Annotated in this window: 16 protein-coding genes; 12 read left to right on the top strand and 4 right to left on the bottom strand. The window is 37.7% G+C overall.

Annotated features, from left to right (window positions below; genetic code table 11):
• Positions 1–212: 212 nt before the first annotated feature.
• The 3 genes from KO505_RS05565 (at position 213) to KO505_RS05555 (ending at position 1,829) form a co-directional block, all read left to right on the top strand.
• On the top strand, positions 213–962 hold the full coding sequence (locus KO505_RS05565; RefSeq protein ID WP_216054462.1) for an enoyl-CoA hydratase-related protein: 750 nt from the start codon (positions 213–215) through the stop codon (positions 960–962).
• Between the two features lie 195 nt (positions 963–1,157).
• Entirely contained in the window at positions 1,158–1,532 is a 375-nt protein-coding gene (locus tag KO505_RS05560; RefSeq protein WP_216054461.1) for a response regulator, read from the top strand.
• A 6-nt stretch (positions 1,533–1,538) separates the two neighbouring features.
• Complete coding sequence (locus KO505_RS05555; protein WP_216054571.1) at positions 1,539–1,829, top strand: metalloregulator ArsR/SmtB family transcription factor; 291 nt, start codon at positions 1,539–1,541, stop codon at positions 1,827–1,829.
• 88 nt (positions 1,830–1,917) lie between these two features.
• Here KO505_RS05555 and KO505_RS05550 read toward each other — a convergent pair whose 3' ends face one another.
• Complete coding sequence (locus tag KO505_RS05550; protein ID WP_216054460.1) at positions 1,918–2,667, bottom strand: outer membrane protein assembly factor BamD; 750 nt, start codon at positions 2,665–2,667, stop codon at positions 1,918–1,920.
• Between the two features lie 121 nt (positions 2,668–2,788).
• On the opposite strand from KO505_RS05550, the gene rluD reads away from it, so the two are divergent.
• The 5 genes from rluD to KO505_RS05525 all read left to right on the top strand — a co-directional run bounded on the left by rluD (position 2,789) and on the right by KO505_RS05525 (position 8,993).
• Entirely contained in the window at positions 2,789–3,772 is a 984-nt protein-coding gene (rluD, locus tag KO505_RS05545) for a 23S rRNA pseudouridine(1911/1915/1917) synthase RluD (protein WP_216054459.1), read from the top strand.
• On the top strand, positions 3,753–4,538 hold the full coding sequence (gene pgeF / locus KO505_RS05540; protein ID WP_216054458.1) for a peptidoglycan editing factor PgeF: 786 nt from the start codon (positions 3,753–3,755) through the stop codon (positions 4,536–4,538). The genes rluD and pgeF overlap by 20 nt, the downstream gene beginning before the upstream one ends.
• Before the next feature lie 356 nt (positions 4,539–4,894).
• Positions 4,895–7,477: an ATP-dependent chaperone ClpB gene (clpB, locus tag KO505_RS05535; RefSeq protein WP_216054457.1), complete on the top strand. Its 2,583-nt coding sequence runs from the start codon at positions 4,895–4,897 to the stop codon at positions 7,475–7,477.
• A 321-nt stretch (positions 7,478–7,798) separates the two neighbouring features.
• A complete protein-coding gene (locus KO505_RS05530) occupies positions 7,799–8,185 on the top strand; it encodes an STAS/SEC14 domain-containing protein (RefSeq protein WP_216054456.1) in 387 nt (128 codons plus the stop codon).
• Positions 8,186–8,240: 55 nt separating this feature from the next.
• Entirely contained in the window at positions 8,241–8,993 is a 753-nt protein-coding gene (locus KO505_RS05525) for an SDR family oxidoreductase (RefSeq protein ID WP_216054455.1), read from the top strand.
• 42 nt (positions 8,994–9,035) lie between these two features.
• Here KO505_RS05525 and KO505_RS05520 read toward each other — a convergent pair whose 3' ends face one another.
• Positions 9,036–11,567 carry a PilZ domain-containing protein gene (locus KO505_RS05520; RefSeq protein WP_216054454.1) on the bottom strand — a complete coding sequence of 844 codons (2,532 nt, stop codon included), beginning with the start codon at positions 11,565–11,567 and terminating at the stop codon, positions 9,036–9,038.
• Positions 11,568–11,879: 312 nt separating this feature from the next.
• Between KO505_RS05520 and radA the strand changes: the two genes are divergently transcribed.
• Complete coding sequence (radA, locus tag KO505_RS05515; protein WP_216054453.1) at positions 11,880–13,244, top strand: DNA repair protein RadA; 1,365 nt, start codon at positions 11,880–11,882, stop codon at positions 13,242–13,244.
• A gap of 111 nt (positions 13,245–13,355) precedes the next feature.
• On the opposite strand, the gene KO505_RS05510 is transcribed toward radA, so the two are convergent.
• A complete protein-coding gene (locus KO505_RS05510; RefSeq protein WP_216054452.1) occupies positions 13,356–13,715 on the bottom strand; it encodes a PilZ domain-containing protein in 360 nt (119 codons plus the stop codon).
• A gap of 135 nt (positions 13,716–13,850) precedes the next feature.
• A complete protein-coding gene (ettA, locus tag KO505_RS05505) occupies positions 13,851–15,530 on the bottom strand; it encodes an energy-dependent translational throttle protein EttA (RefSeq protein WP_216054451.1) in 1,680 nt (559 codons plus the stop codon).
• 323 nt (positions 15,531–15,853) lie between these two features.
• On the opposite strand from ettA, the gene KO505_RS05500 reads away from it, so the two are divergent.
• The 3 genes from KO505_RS05500 to nrdR all read left to right on the top strand — a co-directional run bounded on the left by KO505_RS05500 (position 15,854) and on the right by nrdR (position 18,573).
• The gene (locus KO505_RS05500; protein WP_216054450.1) at positions 15,854–16,024 is read left to right on the top strand and encodes a hypothetical protein; all 171 of its coding nucleotides are present in this window, start codon (positions 15,854–15,856) and stop codon (positions 16,022–16,024) included.
• Positions 16,025–16,673: 649 nt separating this feature from the next.
• Positions 16,674–17,930 carry a serine hydroxymethyltransferase gene (gene glyA, locus KO505_RS05495; RefSeq protein ID WP_216054449.1) on the top strand — a complete coding sequence of 419 codons (1,257 nt, stop codon included), beginning with the start codon at positions 16,674–16,676 and terminating at the stop codon, positions 17,928–17,930.
• Between the two features lie 142 nt (positions 17,931–18,072).
• Entirely contained in the window at positions 18,073–18,573 is a 501-nt protein-coding gene (gene nrdR / locus KO505_RS05490) for a transcriptional regulator NrdR (RefSeq protein ID WP_216054448.1), read from the top strand.
• Positions 18,574–18,589 lie beyond the last annotated feature (16 nt).

Genomic DNA, 18,589 nt, shown 5'->3' with positions numbered 1-18,589 from the left:
CAACAGTTAATGTATTTCCGGTACATTTAGCTGTTGCTTTATGACAATAGAGTTAATTTCCAACAAAAATAATAAATAGGAAATGTTATGTATTCATCAAGTCGAGGTATCGGTCTAGGTACCGTCATAGTATTAGTCGTACTAATCGCTTTAGCTACATTTATAACTAAATTGTAACTGACTTCTAAATTAAACTTCAAAAGGCAATAATTGTGGGTAATAACCATATTATAACGTCCATTGCTAATCGTATTTTAACGATTACTATTTCACGGGAATCAGCAAAAAATGCGTTGTCGTTAAGTATGTATAGCGAATTAACTAATGCATTAAAGTTATTGGATAACGATCCAAATTTGTCAGTTGCAGTGATAACTGGCAGCCAAACTTGTTTTACGGCAGGTAACGATTTAAAAGACTTTATGTCTGGTGGAGCTTTAAATGAGCAACACCCTACAGTACAGTTTTTATATCAAATAGCCTCTACCAAAAAGCCTATTATAGCTGCAGTCGCAGGCCCAGCCATTGGTATTGGGACTACAATGTTATTACATTGTGATCTGGTATATGCAGCGAATAACTCAGTGTTCCAGTTACCTTTTGCCCAACTAGGTTTATGCCCAGAAGCGGGGTGTAGCGATATACTGCCGAGAATAACTGGACACGTTAAAGCATTTGAAATGGTGGTTTTAGGTGATAGGTTCTCGGCTCAAGATGCATTAGAGGTGGGGCTGATCAACAAAGTCAGTTCAGCAGAAGATGTGTTAAGCATCGCAAATGATGCCGCATTGAAACTTACTAAATTACCTGAAAATGCAGTTAGTACCAGTAAACAATTATTAAAACGAAATACTGAAAAGCGTGTGTTAGATTCAATTGCTGCTGAATTAGTCCAGTTTGAAACTTTATTAAATTCAGAACAAAGCCAAAAAATTATCTCGTCCTTCTTTAATCGGAAATAGGGAAAGGTTTACCAGTTCACCTATTTCTTTAACCAATTATCGTATATATCAAACATGGTTCATACGAAAGTAACCTAAAGAAGTGTGATCCTGTCGATATTTAATTTATCGCTCTGTAAAATTACTGTATAACGCTATTAATATATTTATTAGGTATAATAAATTAGATTTGTATTACTCTGGAGTAGTAAGTAAATGTCAGATTTGAGTTCACTGTCTTATCTCATCGTTGATGATGTTAGCTCTGTGAGAGTATTTTTACGACAAACTCTGGTTCATATGGAAGTGACCGAAATTTATGAAGCCTCTTGTGGGGCAGATGCATTAGATGCATTTAAAAAGCACATTCCGGATGTGGTGTTTTTGGATATTGAATTACCAGACTCTGATGGCCAAGAAATATTAAAACAAATTCGAAGTATTAAAAGTAATGCATTTGTCGTTATGGTTTCGGCGCATAGTACAGTAGACATTGTGAAGTACTCACTATCTCATGGGGCTGCTGGATTTATAGTTAAACCTTTTTCTCCTAAAAAGATAACGACCATTTTGAAAAAGTTTCAGGGGTAAATATTGATGAAATTAGAAGATATGCAGTCTTGTGCGCCCAAAGCACTCAAGTTACTTAAAACAATGGCCAATGAAAAAAGACTATTTATATTATGTAATTTATTAGACGGTGAATTGTCTGTGAATGACCTTGCAGAAAGAGTTGAACTCAGCCAGTCAGCTTTATCTCAACATCTAGCAATATTAAGACAAGATAAGTTTGTACAAACCAGAAAAGAATCTCAAACCGTATATTACTCTTTGTGTGGGGAAGATACTCAGCAAGTTATGGCATTACTTCATAAATTATATTCTTAACCTGAGCTAGTTAATATAAGAAAAAATTTGTATTAACAAACAGATATAAAAAAAGGAACCTAAGGGTTCCTTTTTTTATTGATTCGTTTTACTGATTATTTTGCAGTGCCAATTCCGCATCGGCTTTCATTTCAGGTAAACCTAAACTGTCATACGCACTTATCATAATAGTCAGCGCATCTTTTACCGATGTACTTTGCTGGTAATATTCTAATACATATTTACAGCGGTTTAAGGCCGCGACATAAGCAGAACGACGCATATAATATTCAGCAATTACAATTTCATGGTGTGCCAGTTTATCTAACAAAATCATCATACGTTTTTTGGCGTCAGGGATATATTTACTTTCTGGGTAATTATCCACCAATCTATTAAAGTCATTAAATGCTTCGCGTGAAGTCACCATGTCTTTGTCAGCATTCTCTATTCCAAAAAAGTCTTGAAATCCGTTTATCCCTGTTTCCATATTCACCAAACCTTTCATGTAGATAACATAGTCTAACTGAGGGTGGTTTGGGTTCAAATTGATAAAACGGTCTATTGAAGGTAAAGCTTCCGCAAACTTACCTGATTTATAATATGCAAATATCAAATCTAGTTGAACTTGGCGAGATAAAGGACCAAATGGGTACCTAGACTCTAAGTCGCTTAAAATAGTAATAGCACGGTTATACATGCCATCATTGAGCGATTTTTTCGCTTCGACATATCGAGCTTTAGGAGAATTATCTGATACACGTTCCACTTCATCTTCTGGCGAAGTGGTGCAACCTACAAGTGTTAGAGACAAAACTGTGAATATTGACAGTTGACGAAGAGTGTTAAAATTAAACATTATTTACTACCTGGAGAGTTTTCTTTTCTCGTTATCATAAAAATCGCGTAGAATACGAATATCGACGGCATTCTAACGTACTCTTCGTTAGCATGCACTTTCAAAATTCAAATTATTTATTATGACAAAACAAACAATTGAACTACAAGCACAAGTAAACGAAGAACAATTTGGCAAACGCTTAGATCAGGTTATTGCTGAATTATTTCCTGAATATTCACGCAGCAGACTTAAAGAGTGGATCTTAGCCGAAAAAGTTCAAGTCGATGGTGAAATAATTTCTAAACCTCGATTAAAAATGAACGGTGATGAAGAAATTGTTATTCATGCTGAATTAGATATTGAAGTCCATCATCAACCTGAAGACATAAAACTTGAAATCATTTATGAAGATGATGATATTTTAGTAATCAACAAACCGACAGACTTAGTTGTGCACCCAGGTGCAGGGAATCAGTCGGGTACTATTTTAAATGCGTTGTTATACCATTTCCCAGAAATTGATAAAGTTCCGCGTGCTGGCATTGTTCATCGTTTGGACAAAGATACAACGGGACTCATGGTTGTAGCTAAAACCGTACCTGCTCAAACGCAACTTGTGGCAGATTTACAAGCTCGCCAAGTTACACGTGAATACGAAGCGGTATGTTTAGGGCGCTTAACTGCTGGGGGCACGGTTGATAAACCAATTGGACGTCACCCAACAAAACGTACAAATATGGCGGTTAATGCATTTGGACGTGAATCAGTAACGCACTATCGACTGATAAAAAAATTCCGTGAACACACTCACATCAGGTTAAGACTAGAAACCGGACGTACCCACCAAATTAGGGTTCATATGTCTTATATTAAACATCCATTGGTTGGTGATGTTCAATACGGTGGCAGAGTTAGAACACCAAAAGGTGCATCTGAAGAGTTGTTGGCAACCATGCGAGGTTTCAAACGCCAAGCTTTACATGCAGCTATGTTGCGATTCCATCATCCGGTAACTGAAGAAGAAATGACATTTGAAGCTCCGTTGCCAGATGATTTTGTGAATTTGTTAGCGGCTCTAAATCAAGACTTAGAAGATCATAAAGATGACATGGATTACTGCTAGTTTTCCGTTTCTTGCGCAAGCATCGGTAAATAAAATTGGTGCAGTGACGACGACGAGAGAAAATGGTGTTTCCTTAACACCATTTAACTCGTTTAACCTTGCAACGCATGTAGGTGATAACTTATCTCACGTTCTAACCAACCGTGCTATTTTACGGGATTATTTGTCACAAGATGTTCAACACCCATCTGAACCGTTTTGGTTACAACAAACACATAGCTCAACGGTATTATCATTGCCTAACCAATATTTTTACGAATGTGCTACGGATACCGCGCCAATCGCAGACGCCAGTTTTACCTGTGAACCTTACGTTACCTGTGTGGTAATGACGGCAGATTGTTTACCTTTGTTAGTGGTAAATAATGACGCAACTGAAGTGGCCGCGATTCATGCTGGTTGGAAAGGTTTAGCGAATGGCATTATCGAAAAAACGATGAATGCGATGACCAGTTCAAATGATCAGCTACATGTTTGGTTAGGTCCAGCTATCGGCGCGAATGCTTTTGAAGTTGGGGAAGATGTACGTCATCAATTTGTTAGCCAATCCTCCCAATTTGATGCTTGTTTTGTACCCTATGAAGATAAGTCATTTAAATATTTAGCTGACATCTATCAAATCGCCAAATTGCAGTTACACGAGCTTGGCATCACACATATTTCAGGTGGAGACTATTGCACTTACTCACAACCTGAATTGTTTTTCTCATATCGGAGAGAAGGGCAAACTGGTCGTATGGCGTCGCTAATATGGATCAAACAATAACACATAGATAAGCGCCACTCTCATTTAATAAATAGTGTGGCCTTCCCCCCAAATACACTCTATTCTAGAGTTTGTAATATTATCTTTTCTGTTTATTAGGCGGCGAATATGCGCGGCCAACTAGACATAAATTGAGTCAGAAGTGGTTCTATCTAAGCGTTTGTTTATCATGTTTGTAGAACAATTAGTAACCAGTTTATAGGTTGACGATTCGTCATCCATAGTATTCGTTATACATAGACCGTTGTGGCAATCTGCAAAACTATATCTTTGTTTTACCATTGAAATTTGAACTTACGTCCTCAAATTTACAATAACAAGATTATATTAATTAACTCTCAATTGAGGCAATGAAAATGCGTTTAGATAGATTAACCAACAAATTTCAGCAAGCTATTGCTGATGCTCAATCGTTGGCGTTAGGCCGTGATCACCAATATATTGAGCCAGTTCATGTTTTACAGGCACTATTGAATCAAAAGAACAGCACGATAATGACGATTTTACATCATTGTCATATCAGTGCCCCTGAGTTACGTTCAAAGGTTTCTCGAGAATTAGAAAGCATTCCAAAAGTCACAGGTGTTGGTGGCGATATTCAACTTGCACGCGGCACGGCATCAGCACTTAATCTGTGTGACAAACTCGCCCAACAACGCAAAGACAAATTTATAACGAGTGAAGTATTTTTATTAGCACTCGTGGATGACAATGGCGCAGCAGGCAAAATATTAAAGCTGTTAGGTTTAACCAAAGAGAAAATCGATGATGCGATAAACTCGTTACGCGGTGGTCAAAAAGTTGAAGACCAAAATGCAGAAGACACCAGACAAGCATTAGAAAAATACACGGTTGATTTAACTGAACGAGCTGAACAAGGTAAGCTCGATCCTGTTATAGGTCGCGATGAAGAAATTCGACGGACGGTGCAAGTATTGCAACGTAGAACCAAAAATAATCCAGTATTAATTGGTGAGCCGGGTGTTGGTAAAACCGCGATTGTTGAAGGTTTAGCACAAAGAATTATTAACGGTGAAGTACCTGAAGGACTAAAAGACAAACGCGTATTATCGTTAGATTTGGGAGCCTTAATTGCTGGGGCTAAATACAAAGGCGAGTTTGAAGAACGCTTAAAGTCAGTCCTAAATGAATTAGATAAAGAAGAAGGCCGCGTTATTTTATTCATAGATGAGATACATACTATGGTCGGCGCGGGTAAATCGGATGGCGCAATGGATGCGGGCAATATGTTAAAACCGGCGTTGGCTCGTGGTGAGTTACACTGTGTTGGTGCAACAACATTAGATGAATACCGACAATATATTGAAAAAGACGCCGCGTTAGAACGCCGTTTTCAAAAAGTTCAAGTAGATGAGCCAAACGTAGAAGATACCATTGCAATATTACGTGGTTTAAAAGAGCGTTATGAATTACATCATTCCGTCGATATTACCGACCCAGCAATTGTTGCGGCGGCTAAGTTATCACATCGTTATATAAGTGATCGTCAATTGCCGGATAAAGCAATAGACTTAATTGATGAAGCGGGTTCTAGCATAAGAATGCAAATAGACTCTAAACCTGAAGAGTTAGAAAAATTAGAACGTAAAATTATTCAATTAAAACTAGAAGACAATGCGTTATTAAAAGAAACCGACGAAGCAAGTAAAAATCGCTTAATGATAATTCGCGAGCAAATAGCCAATTTGGATAGTAAATACAAAGAGCTAGAAGAAGTTTGGATTTCAGAAAAAGCGGCGTTAACAGGAACACAAAATATTAAGGAAGCACTAGAGCAGGCGAGAATGGACTTAGAAGTTGCTCGTCGTGCTAGTGATTTGCAACGAATGTCTGAATTGCAATATGGTCGAATTCCAGAATTAGAGAAGCAGCTGGACTTATCTGCACAAGTTGACATGCAAGGCATGAGCTTATTACGCAACAAAGTGACAGAGACTGAAATTGCAGAAGTGTTATCACGTTGGACAGGTATTCCAATTAACAAAATGCTTGAAAGTGAACGCGACAAACTCTTGTTATTAGAAGATCAGTTACATAAAAAAGTAGTGGGTCAGTCAGAAGCGGTCATTGCAGTGTCTAATGCAATTCGTCGTTCACGTGCTGGTTTATCTGATCCAAATCGACCTAATGGTTCATTTTTATTCTTAGGTCCAACAGGGGTTGGTAAAACAGAACTTACAAAAGCACTGGCGCATTTCTTATTTGACTCAGAAGACAATATGGTTCGCATAGATATGTCTGAGTTTATGGAAAAACATTCAGTAGCTCGTTTAATTGGTGCACCTCCAGGTTATGTTGGATATGAAGAAGGTGGCTATTTAACCGAAGCGGTTCGCCGTAAACCTTATTCAGTTATTCTATTAGATGAAGTTGAAAAGGCCCATCCAGATGTATTTAATATTCTATTGCAAGTATTGGATGAAGGTAGATTAACCGATGGTAAAGGCCGTACGGTAGACTTTAGAAACACAGTGATAATAATGACATCTAATTTAGGATCAGACATGATCCAAACGTTATATGTTAATGAATCTGAGGGTAATTATCAGCAAATGAAAGCGGCCGTTATGGACGTGGTTGGCAGTCACTTTAGACCTGAATTTATCAACCGTATTGATGATACTGTGGTATTCCACCCGTTAAATAAAGCTGAAATCAAAGAGATTGCCGTTATTCAACTAGCCGGTTTGCGTAAACGATTAGCGGAACAAGATGTGGAATTGGAGTTATCAGAGGCTGCATTAGATAAAATTGCTGATGCCGGATTTGATCCTGTCTATGGTGCTAGGCCACTAAAACGTGCGATTCAAATGTATATTGAAAATACTCTAGCGCAAGAATTATTAGCAGGGAATATCAAGCCTAAAGATAAAGTTGTGCTGGATATTGTTGATGATAAGTTTGTGATAGTGGAATAACAGAACTGTTATAAGTCGTATGTGTTAAGTTGTAAAAAAAAGAAGTGAAGCAGTCTTTAGTTTTATGCTCATATTGAGTGTTAAATTGAGGCTGCTTTTTTTATTTCAAATGCGGACGTCTCCTAGGGGGGAGAGAGTAGAGCTAAGCTGGATGCCAGAGCAAAAGCAGGAAGCGCTCCACAGGCGACAAATTGACTTAACTGTTTGTGCAAATTAGAGTGGCTTTAAACGTTATTTACACGCTAATAGAAATAGAGTCTATTTCAATTACGTTAGATGTTGTGTTTAACCAAAAAATTAATTTTACTGGGAGTTATTATTATGAGCAGTATTAAACATGGATTATCAATTGGCTTGGAACGGTCTGAAAATGACTTTTTTCTTTCATTAAAAGTGGTTGGTAAACTTACTCACGACGATTATAAAACAATTACACCCCTGCTAGATTCTGCACTAACTCAAGTAACAGACCCTAAAGTTAATGTGTTAATTGATGCTTCTGAACTTGAAGGTTGGGAGTTAAGAGCAGCATGGGATGACTTTAAACTTGGCCTTAAACATAACAATGAGTTTCATAGAATTGCCATTTACGGTAACCAGAAATGGCTAGCGGTCTCGGCAAAAATTGCAGATTGGTTCACGTCAGGTGAAGTTCAGTATTTTGAGAATTTACAAGACGCGGTTACTTGGGTTCAAAATAATCAATAGACTTACATTTTAGATTAATCTAAATGTTTGAATATTATGTTTTAAAGGGCAATTAATGACTAAACAAAAAGTGGTAATAATTACAGGAGGTGGTCGTGGTATTGGTGCCGCAACAGCGACGCTTTTTGCAGATAACGGTTACGCCATTTGTATTAATTATAAAAATAACTCACAAGCTGCAGAGTCTTTAGCTGAGCGCATCAAAGATAAAGGTGGTAAATGTATTACGGTACAAGCAGATGTCTCTTGTGAGCAAGATGTAGAGCGATTGTTCACAACGGTTGACAGAGAATTAGGTCAGTTATCAATCCTGATTAATAACGCTGGAATTTTAAAACAACAATCACGCTTAGAGCAGATGAATGCACAGCGGATAAATGAAATTCTCATTAACAACGTTACCAGTTATTTTATTTGTAGCCGAGAAGCGGTTAAACGTATGTCTACCAAGAATGGAGGTTTAGGCGGCGTTATTGTTAATGTCTCGTCTGGCGCAGCAAGGTCTGGATCACCAAACGAATACATCGATTATGCTGCTTCCAAAGGTGCAATAGATACCCTTACAAAAGGACTTTCATTAGAAGTTGCTGATGAAGGTATTAGAGTAAATTGTGTACGCCCTGGTTTAATTCACACCGACATGCATGCCGATGGCGGAGAACCTGACCGAATCGAAAGATTAAAAGATTTGATACCATTAAAAAGAGGCGGGTTTCCAATAGAAGTTGCCGAAGCTATTTTTTGGTTAGCGTCTGAGAAGTCGTCATTTTCGACGGGTAATTTCTTAGATTTAGCTGGTGGTTTGTAATCAAGGTTAGCGAATGAAGCGTTAATCTTTAATAACGATCTATTAATCAACCAAACGATTTTTCTTCATCATTTGTTGTCTTAACTGCTCGGTTTTGAACCCTAATCGGGTCATTACTTCGTCAGAGATATCAATGACATCACCGACACCAATGATGCTCCATAAGCGCTCTTCTAGTTCTTGCGCTCGGTGAATGGCGTAATTACCAACGTAAGCTAGTTCTTTGGCGATATAGTCCATGTCAGGACGACCTGTTCTTGATATAAAGATACGATATGCAAAGAACAAATCTGACTGTAATGTTGAGCTAACAAAACTAGCCAATTTTTCATTGGTCATAAATTGATCATTGTATTGAGCAATGAAAGCACGATCTTCTGTTTCTTCTCTTGGGCGGAAGCGAACATATAAATCAATATATTCTGGTCTGTCAGTGCGTTTTAATTTTGTTAACACAGGTGCGAAAACTGAAATTAATGCATTACCTTTTAATAATGGATAAAAGGTAGTTGCATGATCATCTGGTTTATACTTTTGTAACATCTGATGCAATAAATTAGTTTCAGTACCTTTACCAACCGTATTAACCTTTAATTTGCTGTTTTCTTTGGCAAAATATACTGGCAAGTTGTGAATGCTTTTAGCTGATATATTACGTAAACATTTAGATAATCCTGGGAATTTACTCTGCATTTTAGCCGGCGTTAATTTACTAATATTCTGACTGATCAAACGTCTAAAAAATGTCGCAGCAGGGTGTTCACCATTAGGTTCGTATGTACGAAGGTTCATAATGAGTTTATTACGCGAAATAGTCATTACTTCATAAGGTAATTTTTGCAATTTAAATGCTTTGGTGACTTTTTGAAAATCAGGCATCGCCAATAAAATGATGTCGCCTTTTTTATGTTCACCAGCCTCTTCAAGGACTATCTGTAAACCATGTTCGGAAAAGTCCCTTGTTTCACCTTTAATATTTTCCTCAGACTCTGGATCTTCAATGGTGATCCCTGACTTATAAAGGTAACGAGCTTCAGAACGTAAATTAACGTACTCAATTGATTCTACTGCAACAGAAATATAACGTTTTAACTTTGGATGACCAAACTGAGTTAATTTGGGAACTAACGCTTGATTAAACTTGTGATTTACTTGGTACTGCTCAGCAAAGTCATCGCCTTTAATTGGGGTCATACTGACCACGTATTTTAAATCTTTCAACATCGCCATAATTTTGTCAGACGGAGGCTGGTTTAATTGCTTTATTTCTTCACCGGCGCTATCAGGAATAGATAATGGTAAATAAGCGTCTTTTTCATTGGCGATTGATATTTGTAATTTGAATACCTTCCAACTGGCTTTTTTGGCACCAAAACCAAGAAAAGCACTTTTTAAATCTGGCTGTTGGTTTAACTCTTCTGATGTTGCACTGTAAAAATAGAGTTTGCCTTGTTTGGCATGGGTAAAACAAAATAATAAAGACTCGTTAACCAAATTGTCAGAATCTATAATAGCTTCTAACCTTGGTTTATTTAGGATCTGTTGCAAAACTAAGTTTTTATTTTCATCACTAAAATAACCTAACGTTTCACGATTATTTTCTGTAGCGAGTGCCATAGTCGGTAATAATCTGCCTTGTATTTCACGCATGAAAACAGGTAAGAAAGTCGATCTTGGCAAGTAATATTGTTCAAAACCTTTGATAATAATAGCGTCTAAGGTATTTTCTAAATTGACTTTATATTTACGTTTATTGCCGTTAATAAAGGTACTTAAAAATTCGTCAAAAGACGTAACATCTTCGGCAAAAGAACGTTTCATGCGAATATAATTGTAATTGGCGCCGGCACTTTCTATCCCGACAATTTCATATTGAATACCGTCTTTTAAACCAAGAGAAAACTCTTCCTCCAGACCAGTTAAATACAGAGCCACTTTTTGCCCTAATGCGACTTCTTTGGCCGCTGGAATTTTAACTTTAGCGCCACTAATAGACAAATCACTTGTACTGGCTTTTAATACATTGCCAATACCAAATTGCAATTCAACATTAATGCTGAAGTTCATCCGTTCTTCGTGCCGAATGCCATATTGGGTAAAGTGAACAATTTCTCCGCCATAGTCTGAGATAACTTTCTCTACTACTTTATTTGTTTTTTTAACTACTTGAGTAGGGGCTAATGATTTGTCTTTTTCAACTTGACGCTTTTCTTGTTGGATCTTATGCATGATCCTAAAATTGTTGTCAGCTTGTAAAACCGTTTCATAAACACCTATGGTGTAACGGCCAAACTTTTCAACTTGCTCAAGAAATATATTTTTGGCTAATTCGTCAAGGTAATGAATTTGACCTTTGTGCTCAAAGATAGTGGGTTCACCATCTACACTGCCGCGAAGATCGATAAGTCGATTACAAGGTTGAGCTAAACGTTTGAGCTCCATCTTGATCAGGAATTGCTTTGATTTAGGCACATCATCAGTCGCGGCTTTGAACTGAGCGTCAAAATCCGGTTGATTGATCACTGCTTTTAGATCTTCAATGATGCCATTGAATTCCTGTAAGTCAGCTGCCATAAATTAAGTAACCCCTTGTTTTTATTATTATTACTGGTTAATAGTAATTAAAGTCATAGCCATTATTAATCATCAGTTATTTAAGGTTAATTGATTGATATTGCTATGCTATTTTGTCTAGTGTCTAACCTAAGCAACATATATGCCATAGAAAATTAGTATAAGATTCTAAAGCAACTCGTTTGCCAGATACAAGACACCATTCAATTAATTGCGTATTAGAAATTAGTTTAAGCTTATTGTAAGCATTATTATCGGGTAAACTTCAATAGATGCTGTGTGACTTGAATGTATTAAGGAAATGTTAAATAAATGGCAAAAGCAAAAATAGCGTATGTATGTAGTGATTGTGGTGGTGAATTTCCGCGTTGGCAAGGGCAATGTAGCGAATGTGGGGCTTGGAATACCATATCAGAGTTTCGTGTTGCGCCTAAACAAAGTTCCGCTGGTGCAAAATATGTTGGTTATGCAGGTCAAGTTGAAAATAAAGTACAAACGTTAAGTAATATTGATTTACAAGCATTACCAAGATTTAGCAGCGGTTATAAAGAGTTAGATCGAGTGTTAGGCGGCGGTATTGTTCCGGGATCAGCCATTTTAATTGGTGGTAGTCCTGGCGCGGGTAAAAGTACATTATTGTTACAAACAATGTGTTATTTAGCTCAACACATGACTACTTTATATGTCACCGGTGAAGAAAGTTTACAGCAAGTGGCTATGCGAGCCCATAGATTAGGTTTGCCGTCAGATAAGTTAAATGTGTTGGCAGAAACCAACGTTGAAACGATTTGTACCCATGCTGTTAATCTAAAGCCGGCGATTATTGTTGTAGACTCGATTCAAGTTATGCATGTTTTAGATGTGCAATCAGCGCCTGGAAGTGTTTCTCAAGTAAGAGAAGGTGCGGCGTATCTAACTCGCTTTGCTAAACAAAATAATGTGGCGGTTGTGTTAGTTGGACACGTAACTAAGGATGGCTCATTAGCAGGACCAAAAGTGTTAGAGCATTGTATTGATGCGAGTGTGATGCTTGATGGTGATGAAGATGGCAGATATAGAACATTAAGAGGCACCAAAAATAGATTTGGTGCGGTAAATGAGTTAGGTGTTTTTGCTATGACGGACAAAGGATTAAAAGAAGTCACTAATCCGTCTGCTATATTTTTAAACCGAGCTGAAGGAGATTCGTCCGGGAGTTCTGTAACTGTATTGTGGGAGGGAACCCGCCCACTATTAGTTGAAATTCAAGCGTTAGTCGATGCATCTCAAATGGGTAACCCAAGACGAATTGCTGTTGGTTTAGATCAAAATAGATTAGCAATGTTATTAGCGGTATTACATCGACACGGTGGCTTGATGTTAGGAGACCAAGACGTATTTGTGAATGTTGTTGGCGGTGTCAAAGTGTCAGAAACCAGCGTTGATTTGGCATTATTATTAGCTATGGTTTCAAGTTTTAGAGATCAACCGCTAGATCGTGAATTAGTCGTTTTTGGAGAAGTGGGGTTAGCCGGCGAAATACGCCCAGTGCCTAGCGGACAAGAAAGACTGAGGGAAGCGGCAAAACATGGTTTTAAAAAAGCCATAGTCCCAAAGGCTAATATGCCGAAAGACGCCATACCGGGTATGAAAGTTATTGGTATAGCAAGACTGTCAGAAGCATTAGAGCATTTATAAAAATCAAAGCTAAAAACACATGGAAAGCGCTTATAACCAAGCATAGTGTTAGATATTAGGCGTTAAATGTTTGATTTTTGTGCCTGCAAAGCAGGCAAAGATCAAACGATTTTAAGGGTAAGTTAAACTTGTAAGCTCTCTATCTAAAATATCTTCATTGCCCAAGTTAAGGGCAATTAAGCGTTTTAAATGGGACACACTGTCCAAATCAATTTTAGAACAGACGATGCCTATATTATGATGTTCAACATGGGTAATTGACCCTTCAATGTTTATTTCTATTTCTGTGTCTGGCAATGTAAATGACAAAGTACATGATTTGTTTACCGAGTCATCAAGTTCTTGTGTATAACTGACTAGAGCGCCTTTTAACGACAAGTCAACCAAACTGGTCTGGAAAGATTGACCTTGTATGGTTAATTGAGCAGGGGTGGAAAAAATGATGCGAGTAAAACGTCTATTATCTTCCATGGTCAAACCTTATTAGCTGAATTGAGTTTAATTATAAGAACAAATAGTGTTTGTTAGCATGGAACTAGAAAACGTAAATTGCAAGTAATAAAAAAGGGCTGTTAGCCCTTTTAATTATTAAATAAAATTACAATATTAGTTTAAACGTTTATATTTAATTCTATGTGGTTCAGTCGCTGCTGCACCATAGGTTTTTTTCAACCATTCGTCATATTCAGTAAAGTTACCTTCAAAGAAACTCACTTGACCTTCATCGCGATAATCGATTATGTGAGTTGCAATTCTATCTAGGAACCAACGGTCATGTGAAATAACCATAGCACAACCTGGGAATTCTAGAATCGCTTCTTCCAATGCTCGTAAAGTCTCAATATCCAAGTCATTTGTTGGTTCGTCGAGTAATAATACATTACCACCGGTTTTAACTAACTTAGCTAAATGAACACGGTTACGTTCACCACCAGATAGCTGGCCTATAATTTTTTGTTGATCGGTGCCTTTAAAGTTAAAGCGGCTCACATAAGCGCGCGCTGGTACTTCATAATTACCGATTTGGATCAGTTCACTGCCTTCCGATATTTCTTCATAAACCGTTTTAGAATCTTCCATATCGTCACGGAATTGATCAACACTGGCCAGTTTTACTGTTTCACCTAGGGTGACGGTGCCCGAGTCTGGGGTTTCTGCGCCGGAAAGCATTTTAAATAAAGTCGATTTACCTGCGCCGTTAGCGCCAATAATACCGACAATAGCGCCTTTAGGAATAGAGAAACTTAAATCATCAATCAAGACACGATCGCCATACGATTTAGTTAAATTCTCAACGTCAATGACTTTATCGCCAAGGCGAGGCCCAGGTGGAATATATAATTCATTGGTTTCATTACGCTTTTGGTTTTCATTACTTGATAACTCTTCAAAGCGAGCCATACGGGCTTTACTTTTTGCTTGACGTCCCTTGGGATTAGAGCGAACCCAGTCAAGCTCATGTTTAATGGTTTTTGCTAAGGCATTTTCGGTACGTTTCTCTTGTTCAAGACGTGCGTCTTTTTGCTCAAGCCAGTTGGTGTAATTACCTTCATAAGGAATGCCGTGGCCACGGTCTAATTCTAAAATCCAACCAGCTACATTATCTAAGAAATATCTATCATGGGTTATGGCTACAACTGTACCTGAGTAATCATGTAAGAAACGCTCCAACCAAGCTACTGATTCCGCATCCAAGTGGTTAGTTGGTTCATCAAGTAATAACATGTCTGGTTTTTCAAGTAATAAACGACACAAGGCTACACGACGACGTTCACCACCACTGAGAACTGCAATCTTTTGGTCCCATTCTGGTAAACGTAAAGCGTCTGCTGCACGCTCTAAAACATTATCGATGTTGTGGCCATCTTGAGCGTTGATAATATCTTCTAATTGACCTTGCTCTTTAGCCAGTTTATCAAAGTCAGCACCTTCTTCAGCATATTCACTATAAACTTGGTCAAGACGCGCCATCGCATTTTTTACTTCAGATACTGCTTCTTCAACCGCTTCACGCACAGTTTGGTTTTCATCAAGTTGAGGTTCCTGAGGCAAATAACCCACTTTGGTGCCGGAAAGAAGTTTTGCTTCACCTTCAAATTCAGTATCAACACCCGCCATGATTTTGAGTAAGCTTGATTTACCTGAACCGTTTAAACCCAAAACACCAATTTTAGCGCCAGGGAAAAAACTTAATGAAATGTCTTTTAATATTGTACGTTTCGGTGGAACAATCTTGGAAACGCGGTTCATCGACATGATGAATTTATCTGGTAACGGCTGAGCCATATTGAGACCTTAAAAAAATAAAAGTGGATGTTCGTTTCACTGCAAGTATTTAGCAATGTTGAATGGTTTATATAAGCCATTCAAATGTATTAAGGATGGTATCGGATTAGGTATTATAAGATCAAGATTTAACGTCGTTATTCACCATTTAGACATGACGGATTGAGTGAACTGATGAATTTATTAACAGACCGAATTACTTTGAGGTTGAAAAACAATTAAGGAAGCGTGATAGCTAATTCGGTAAACAGTATTAAAGTCTGTTTGCGTTTATAACTAAAGCCGTGTGGGCAGTTAAATTCAAAGTAACAGGTATAAAAATAATGAAACCACAGCATATAGCGAAAGCATATGATCATTTAGTGCACCTTTGGCAAAATAACAGTTTTGATATGAGTAATGGCATTGAGCAACATAAACGAGCCATTAATTTTGTAGATAATAGAAATCGAGCTCTTGATGTTGGATGTGGCTGTACAGGTCGGTTTTTTTGATTTATTAGAAGACACGGGCTTTACAACTGAAGGTATTGATATTTCGAGTGAAATGCTAAATTTAGCACGGACTCATAATCCCAATACTAAATTCTATCAACACGATATATGTGAATGGCTAATACCAAATACCAATTAACTATGACTTAATAACCGCGTGGGACAGTATTTGGCATGTTCCAATAGAACAGCAACAGAAGGTATTAACAAAATTAATATCAAGCCTGAACCCAAATGGGGTTTTCATTTTTTCCTGTGGAGGCACAGAGCAAAAAGGAGAACATACTGATACATCTATGGGGAAAGGGTTTATAACTCCACCTTAGGGGTTAATGGATTTTTACAGCTGTTTATTGATTTAGACTGCATATGTCGACATTTCGAATACGATCACCCCCCCAGAGTTACATCGCTTTTTTATAAACCCAAAGAAGTATCAAAAGATTCTGCATGAGTTTTAAGGAAATTTAATATTAGCTAATTTAGAACCGTACCTTTTGACTGATATCTAATTGTTCTAAATCATAAATATTTCTAATGCTCCGGCTATATTATTTTTTTTAATTTGCGCGTATTATACGGCCAAATTTTGTTTTGTAACTTCAACTTTTAACCATTGTTAGAGACTTAAATTAGCCGAGGTGTGGATATGCTAACTCGTGATATGAATATCGCCGATTTTGACCCAGAATTATGGGAATCTATTCAACAAGAAACTAAGCGTCAAGAAGATCACATTGAGTTGATCGCTTCTGAGAACTACTGTAGTCCTCGTGTTATGGAAGCTCAAGGTTCACAATTAACCAATAAATATGCTGAAGGTTACCCTGGCAAACGTTATTACGGTGGTTGTGAGTATGTTGATGTTTCTGAACAATTAGCTATCGATCGTGCTAACCAGTTATTTGGTTCTGATTACGCTAACGTTCAACCCCATTCAGGCTCTCAAGCAAACTCTGCGGTATTCCAAGCATTAGTTAATCCTGGCGATACAGTGTTAGGTATGAGCCTAGCGCACGGTGGTCACTTAACTCACGGTTCTCACGTAAGTTTCTCTGGTAAAATCTACAATGCAGTTCAATACGGCATTAATGAAGAAACCGGTGAATTAGATTACGAAGAAGTTGAAGCACTAGCTCGTGAACATAAACCTGCGATGATTATTGCTGGTTTCTCTGCATACTCAGGTATTGTTGATTGGGCTCGTTTCCGTAAAATTGCGGATGAAGTTGGCGCGTACTTATTTGTTGATATGGCTCACGTTGCAGGTCTTGTTGCTGCAGGTGAATACCCAAATCCAGTACCACATGCTCACGTTGTAACAACAACAACTCATAAAACATTAGCCGGTCCACGTGGCGGATTAATCATTTCTGGTTGTGGTGATGAAGCCGTTTATAAAAAATTAAACAGTGCTGTATTTCCAGGTGGTCAAGGTGGTCCTTTATGTCACGTTATTGCTGCAAAAGCAGTGGCGTTTAAAGAAGCGTTACAACCTGACTTTAAAGAATACCAAAAGCAAGTTGTAATAAATGCTAAGAAAATGTGTGAAGTGATGATGTCTCGTGGTTACGATATCGTTTCTAATGGCACACATAATCATTTGTTCTTAGTTGATCTAATTGCTAAAGACATGACAGGTAAAGATGCAGACGCGGCATTAGGTAAAGCATTTATCACAGTAAATAAAAACTCTGTGCCAAATGACCCACGCTCTCCATTTGTTACTTCTGGTTTACGTTTAGGTACACCAGCGGTTACTCGTCGTGGTATGAAAGAAGCTGAAATGGTTGAGTTAACAAACTTAATCTGTGACGTTTTAGATAACATTGAAGACGAAGCAAACATTCAAGCTGTTAAAGCAAAAGTACAAGACCTTTGTGCTCGATTCCCTGTTTACGCATAAGCATAAATAGTTGCTCGAAAACAGCCTGTTAGCTGTGTTAAACTAAGCCGCGATTTTCGCGGCTTTTTTATTGATATAAAATACTCTTTTCTTTATTTATATTAACAAGCAACTTCATCTCGTATAACTAGTAGGTTTTTTTATGCATTGTCCATTTTGTTCAGCAACGGAAACTAAAGTAATTGACTCCCGTTTAGTTGGTGGTGGTTCACAAGTTCGTCGCCGTAGAGAGTGCAATTTATGTAATGAACGTTTTACTACCTTTGAAGGGGCGGAGTTAGTCATGCCTAAAGTGGTAAAACGGGACGGAAAACGTGAACCATTTAATGAAGATAAAATGTGTGCTGGTATTTTACGGGCCCTAGAAAAACGACCTGTCAGCACAGAACAAGTTGAACAATTAATACTGAGCATCAAAAAAGAAATACGAATGACTGGCGAGCGAGAAGTCAGCTCTGAATTTATTGGTAACTTAATCATGGATGGCTTAGTACAAGTGGATAAAGTGGCTTATGTAAGATTTGCCTCTGTTTATCGTTCATTTGAAGATATTAAAGAGTTTGGTGAAGAGATTGCTAAAATCGGTCAACAAGCGGATAAAAAAAATGAACTTAGCAAACTTCAATCCAAGCTATTCGATTAGATAGCGGTTTAAGAAA

It is taken from the genome of Psychrosphaera sp. F3M07, assembly GCF_018860345.1.
Taxonomy (GTDB): Bacteria; Pseudomonadota; Gammaproteobacteria; order Enterobacterales; family Alteromonadaceae; genus Psychrosphaera; species Psychrosphaera aquimarina.
The sequence above is the reverse complement of the archived record's forward strand: the minus strand, read 5'-3'. Positions and strand labels throughout refer to the sequence as shown.

Bases quoted from the DNA above. Each gene is read 5' to 3' on its own strand.
- KO505_RS05560 (WP_216054461.1), top strand. From the start codon at position 1,158: ATGTCAGATTTGAGTTCACTGTCTTATCTCATCGTTGATGATGTTAGC.
- KO505_RS05555 (WP_216054571.1), top strand. From the start codon at position 1,539: ATGAAATTAGAAGATATGCAGTCTTGTGCGCCCAAAGCACTCAAGTTA.
- KO505_RS05550 (WP_216054460.1), bottom strand. From the start codon at position 2,667: ATGTTTAATTTTAACACTCTTCGTCAACTGTCAATATTCACAGTTTTG.
- rluD (WP_216054459.1), top strand. From the start codon at position 2,789: ATGACAAAACAAACAATTGAACTACAAGCACAAGTAAACGAAGAACAA.
- pgeF (WP_216054458.1), top strand. From the start codon at position 3,753: ATGACATGGATTACTGCTAGTTTTCCGTTTCTTGCGCAAGCATCGGTA.
- clpB (WP_216054457.1), top strand. From the start codon at position 4,895: ATGCGTTTAGATAGATTAACCAACAAATTTCAGCAAGCTATTGCTGAT.
- KO505_RS05530 (WP_216054456.1), top strand. From the start codon at position 7,799: ATGAGCAGTATTAAACATGGATTATCAATTGGCTTGGAACGGTCTGAA.
- KO505_RS05525 (WP_216054455.1), top strand. From the start codon at position 8,241: ATGACTAAACAAAAAGTGGTAATAATTACAGGAGGTGGTCGTGGTATT.
- KO505_RS05520 (WP_216054454.1), bottom strand. From the start codon at position 11,567: ATGGCAGCTGACTTACAGGAATTCAATGGCATCATTGAAGATCTAAAA.
- radA (WP_216054453.1), top strand. From the start codon at position 11,880: ATGGCAAAAGCAAAAATAGCGTATGTATGTAGTGATTGTGGTGGTGAA.
- KO505_RS05510 (WP_216054452.1), bottom strand. From the start codon at position 13,715: ATGGAAGATAATAGACGTTTTACTCGCATCATTTTTTCCACCCCTGCT.
- ettA (WP_216054451.1), bottom strand. From the start codon at position 15,530: ATGGCTCAGCCGTTACCAGATAAATTCATCATGTCGATGAACCGCGTT.
- KO505_RS05500 (WP_216054450.1), top strand. From the start codon at position 15,854: ATGAAACCACAGCATATAGCGAAAGCATATGATCATTTAGTGCACCTT.
- glyA (WP_216054449.1), top strand. From the start codon at position 16,674: ATGCTAACTCGTGATATGAATATCGCCGATTTTGACCCAGAATTATGG.
- nrdR (WP_216054448.1), top strand. From the start codon at position 18,073: ATGCATTGTCCATTTTGTTCAGCAACGGAAACTAAAGTAATTGACTCC.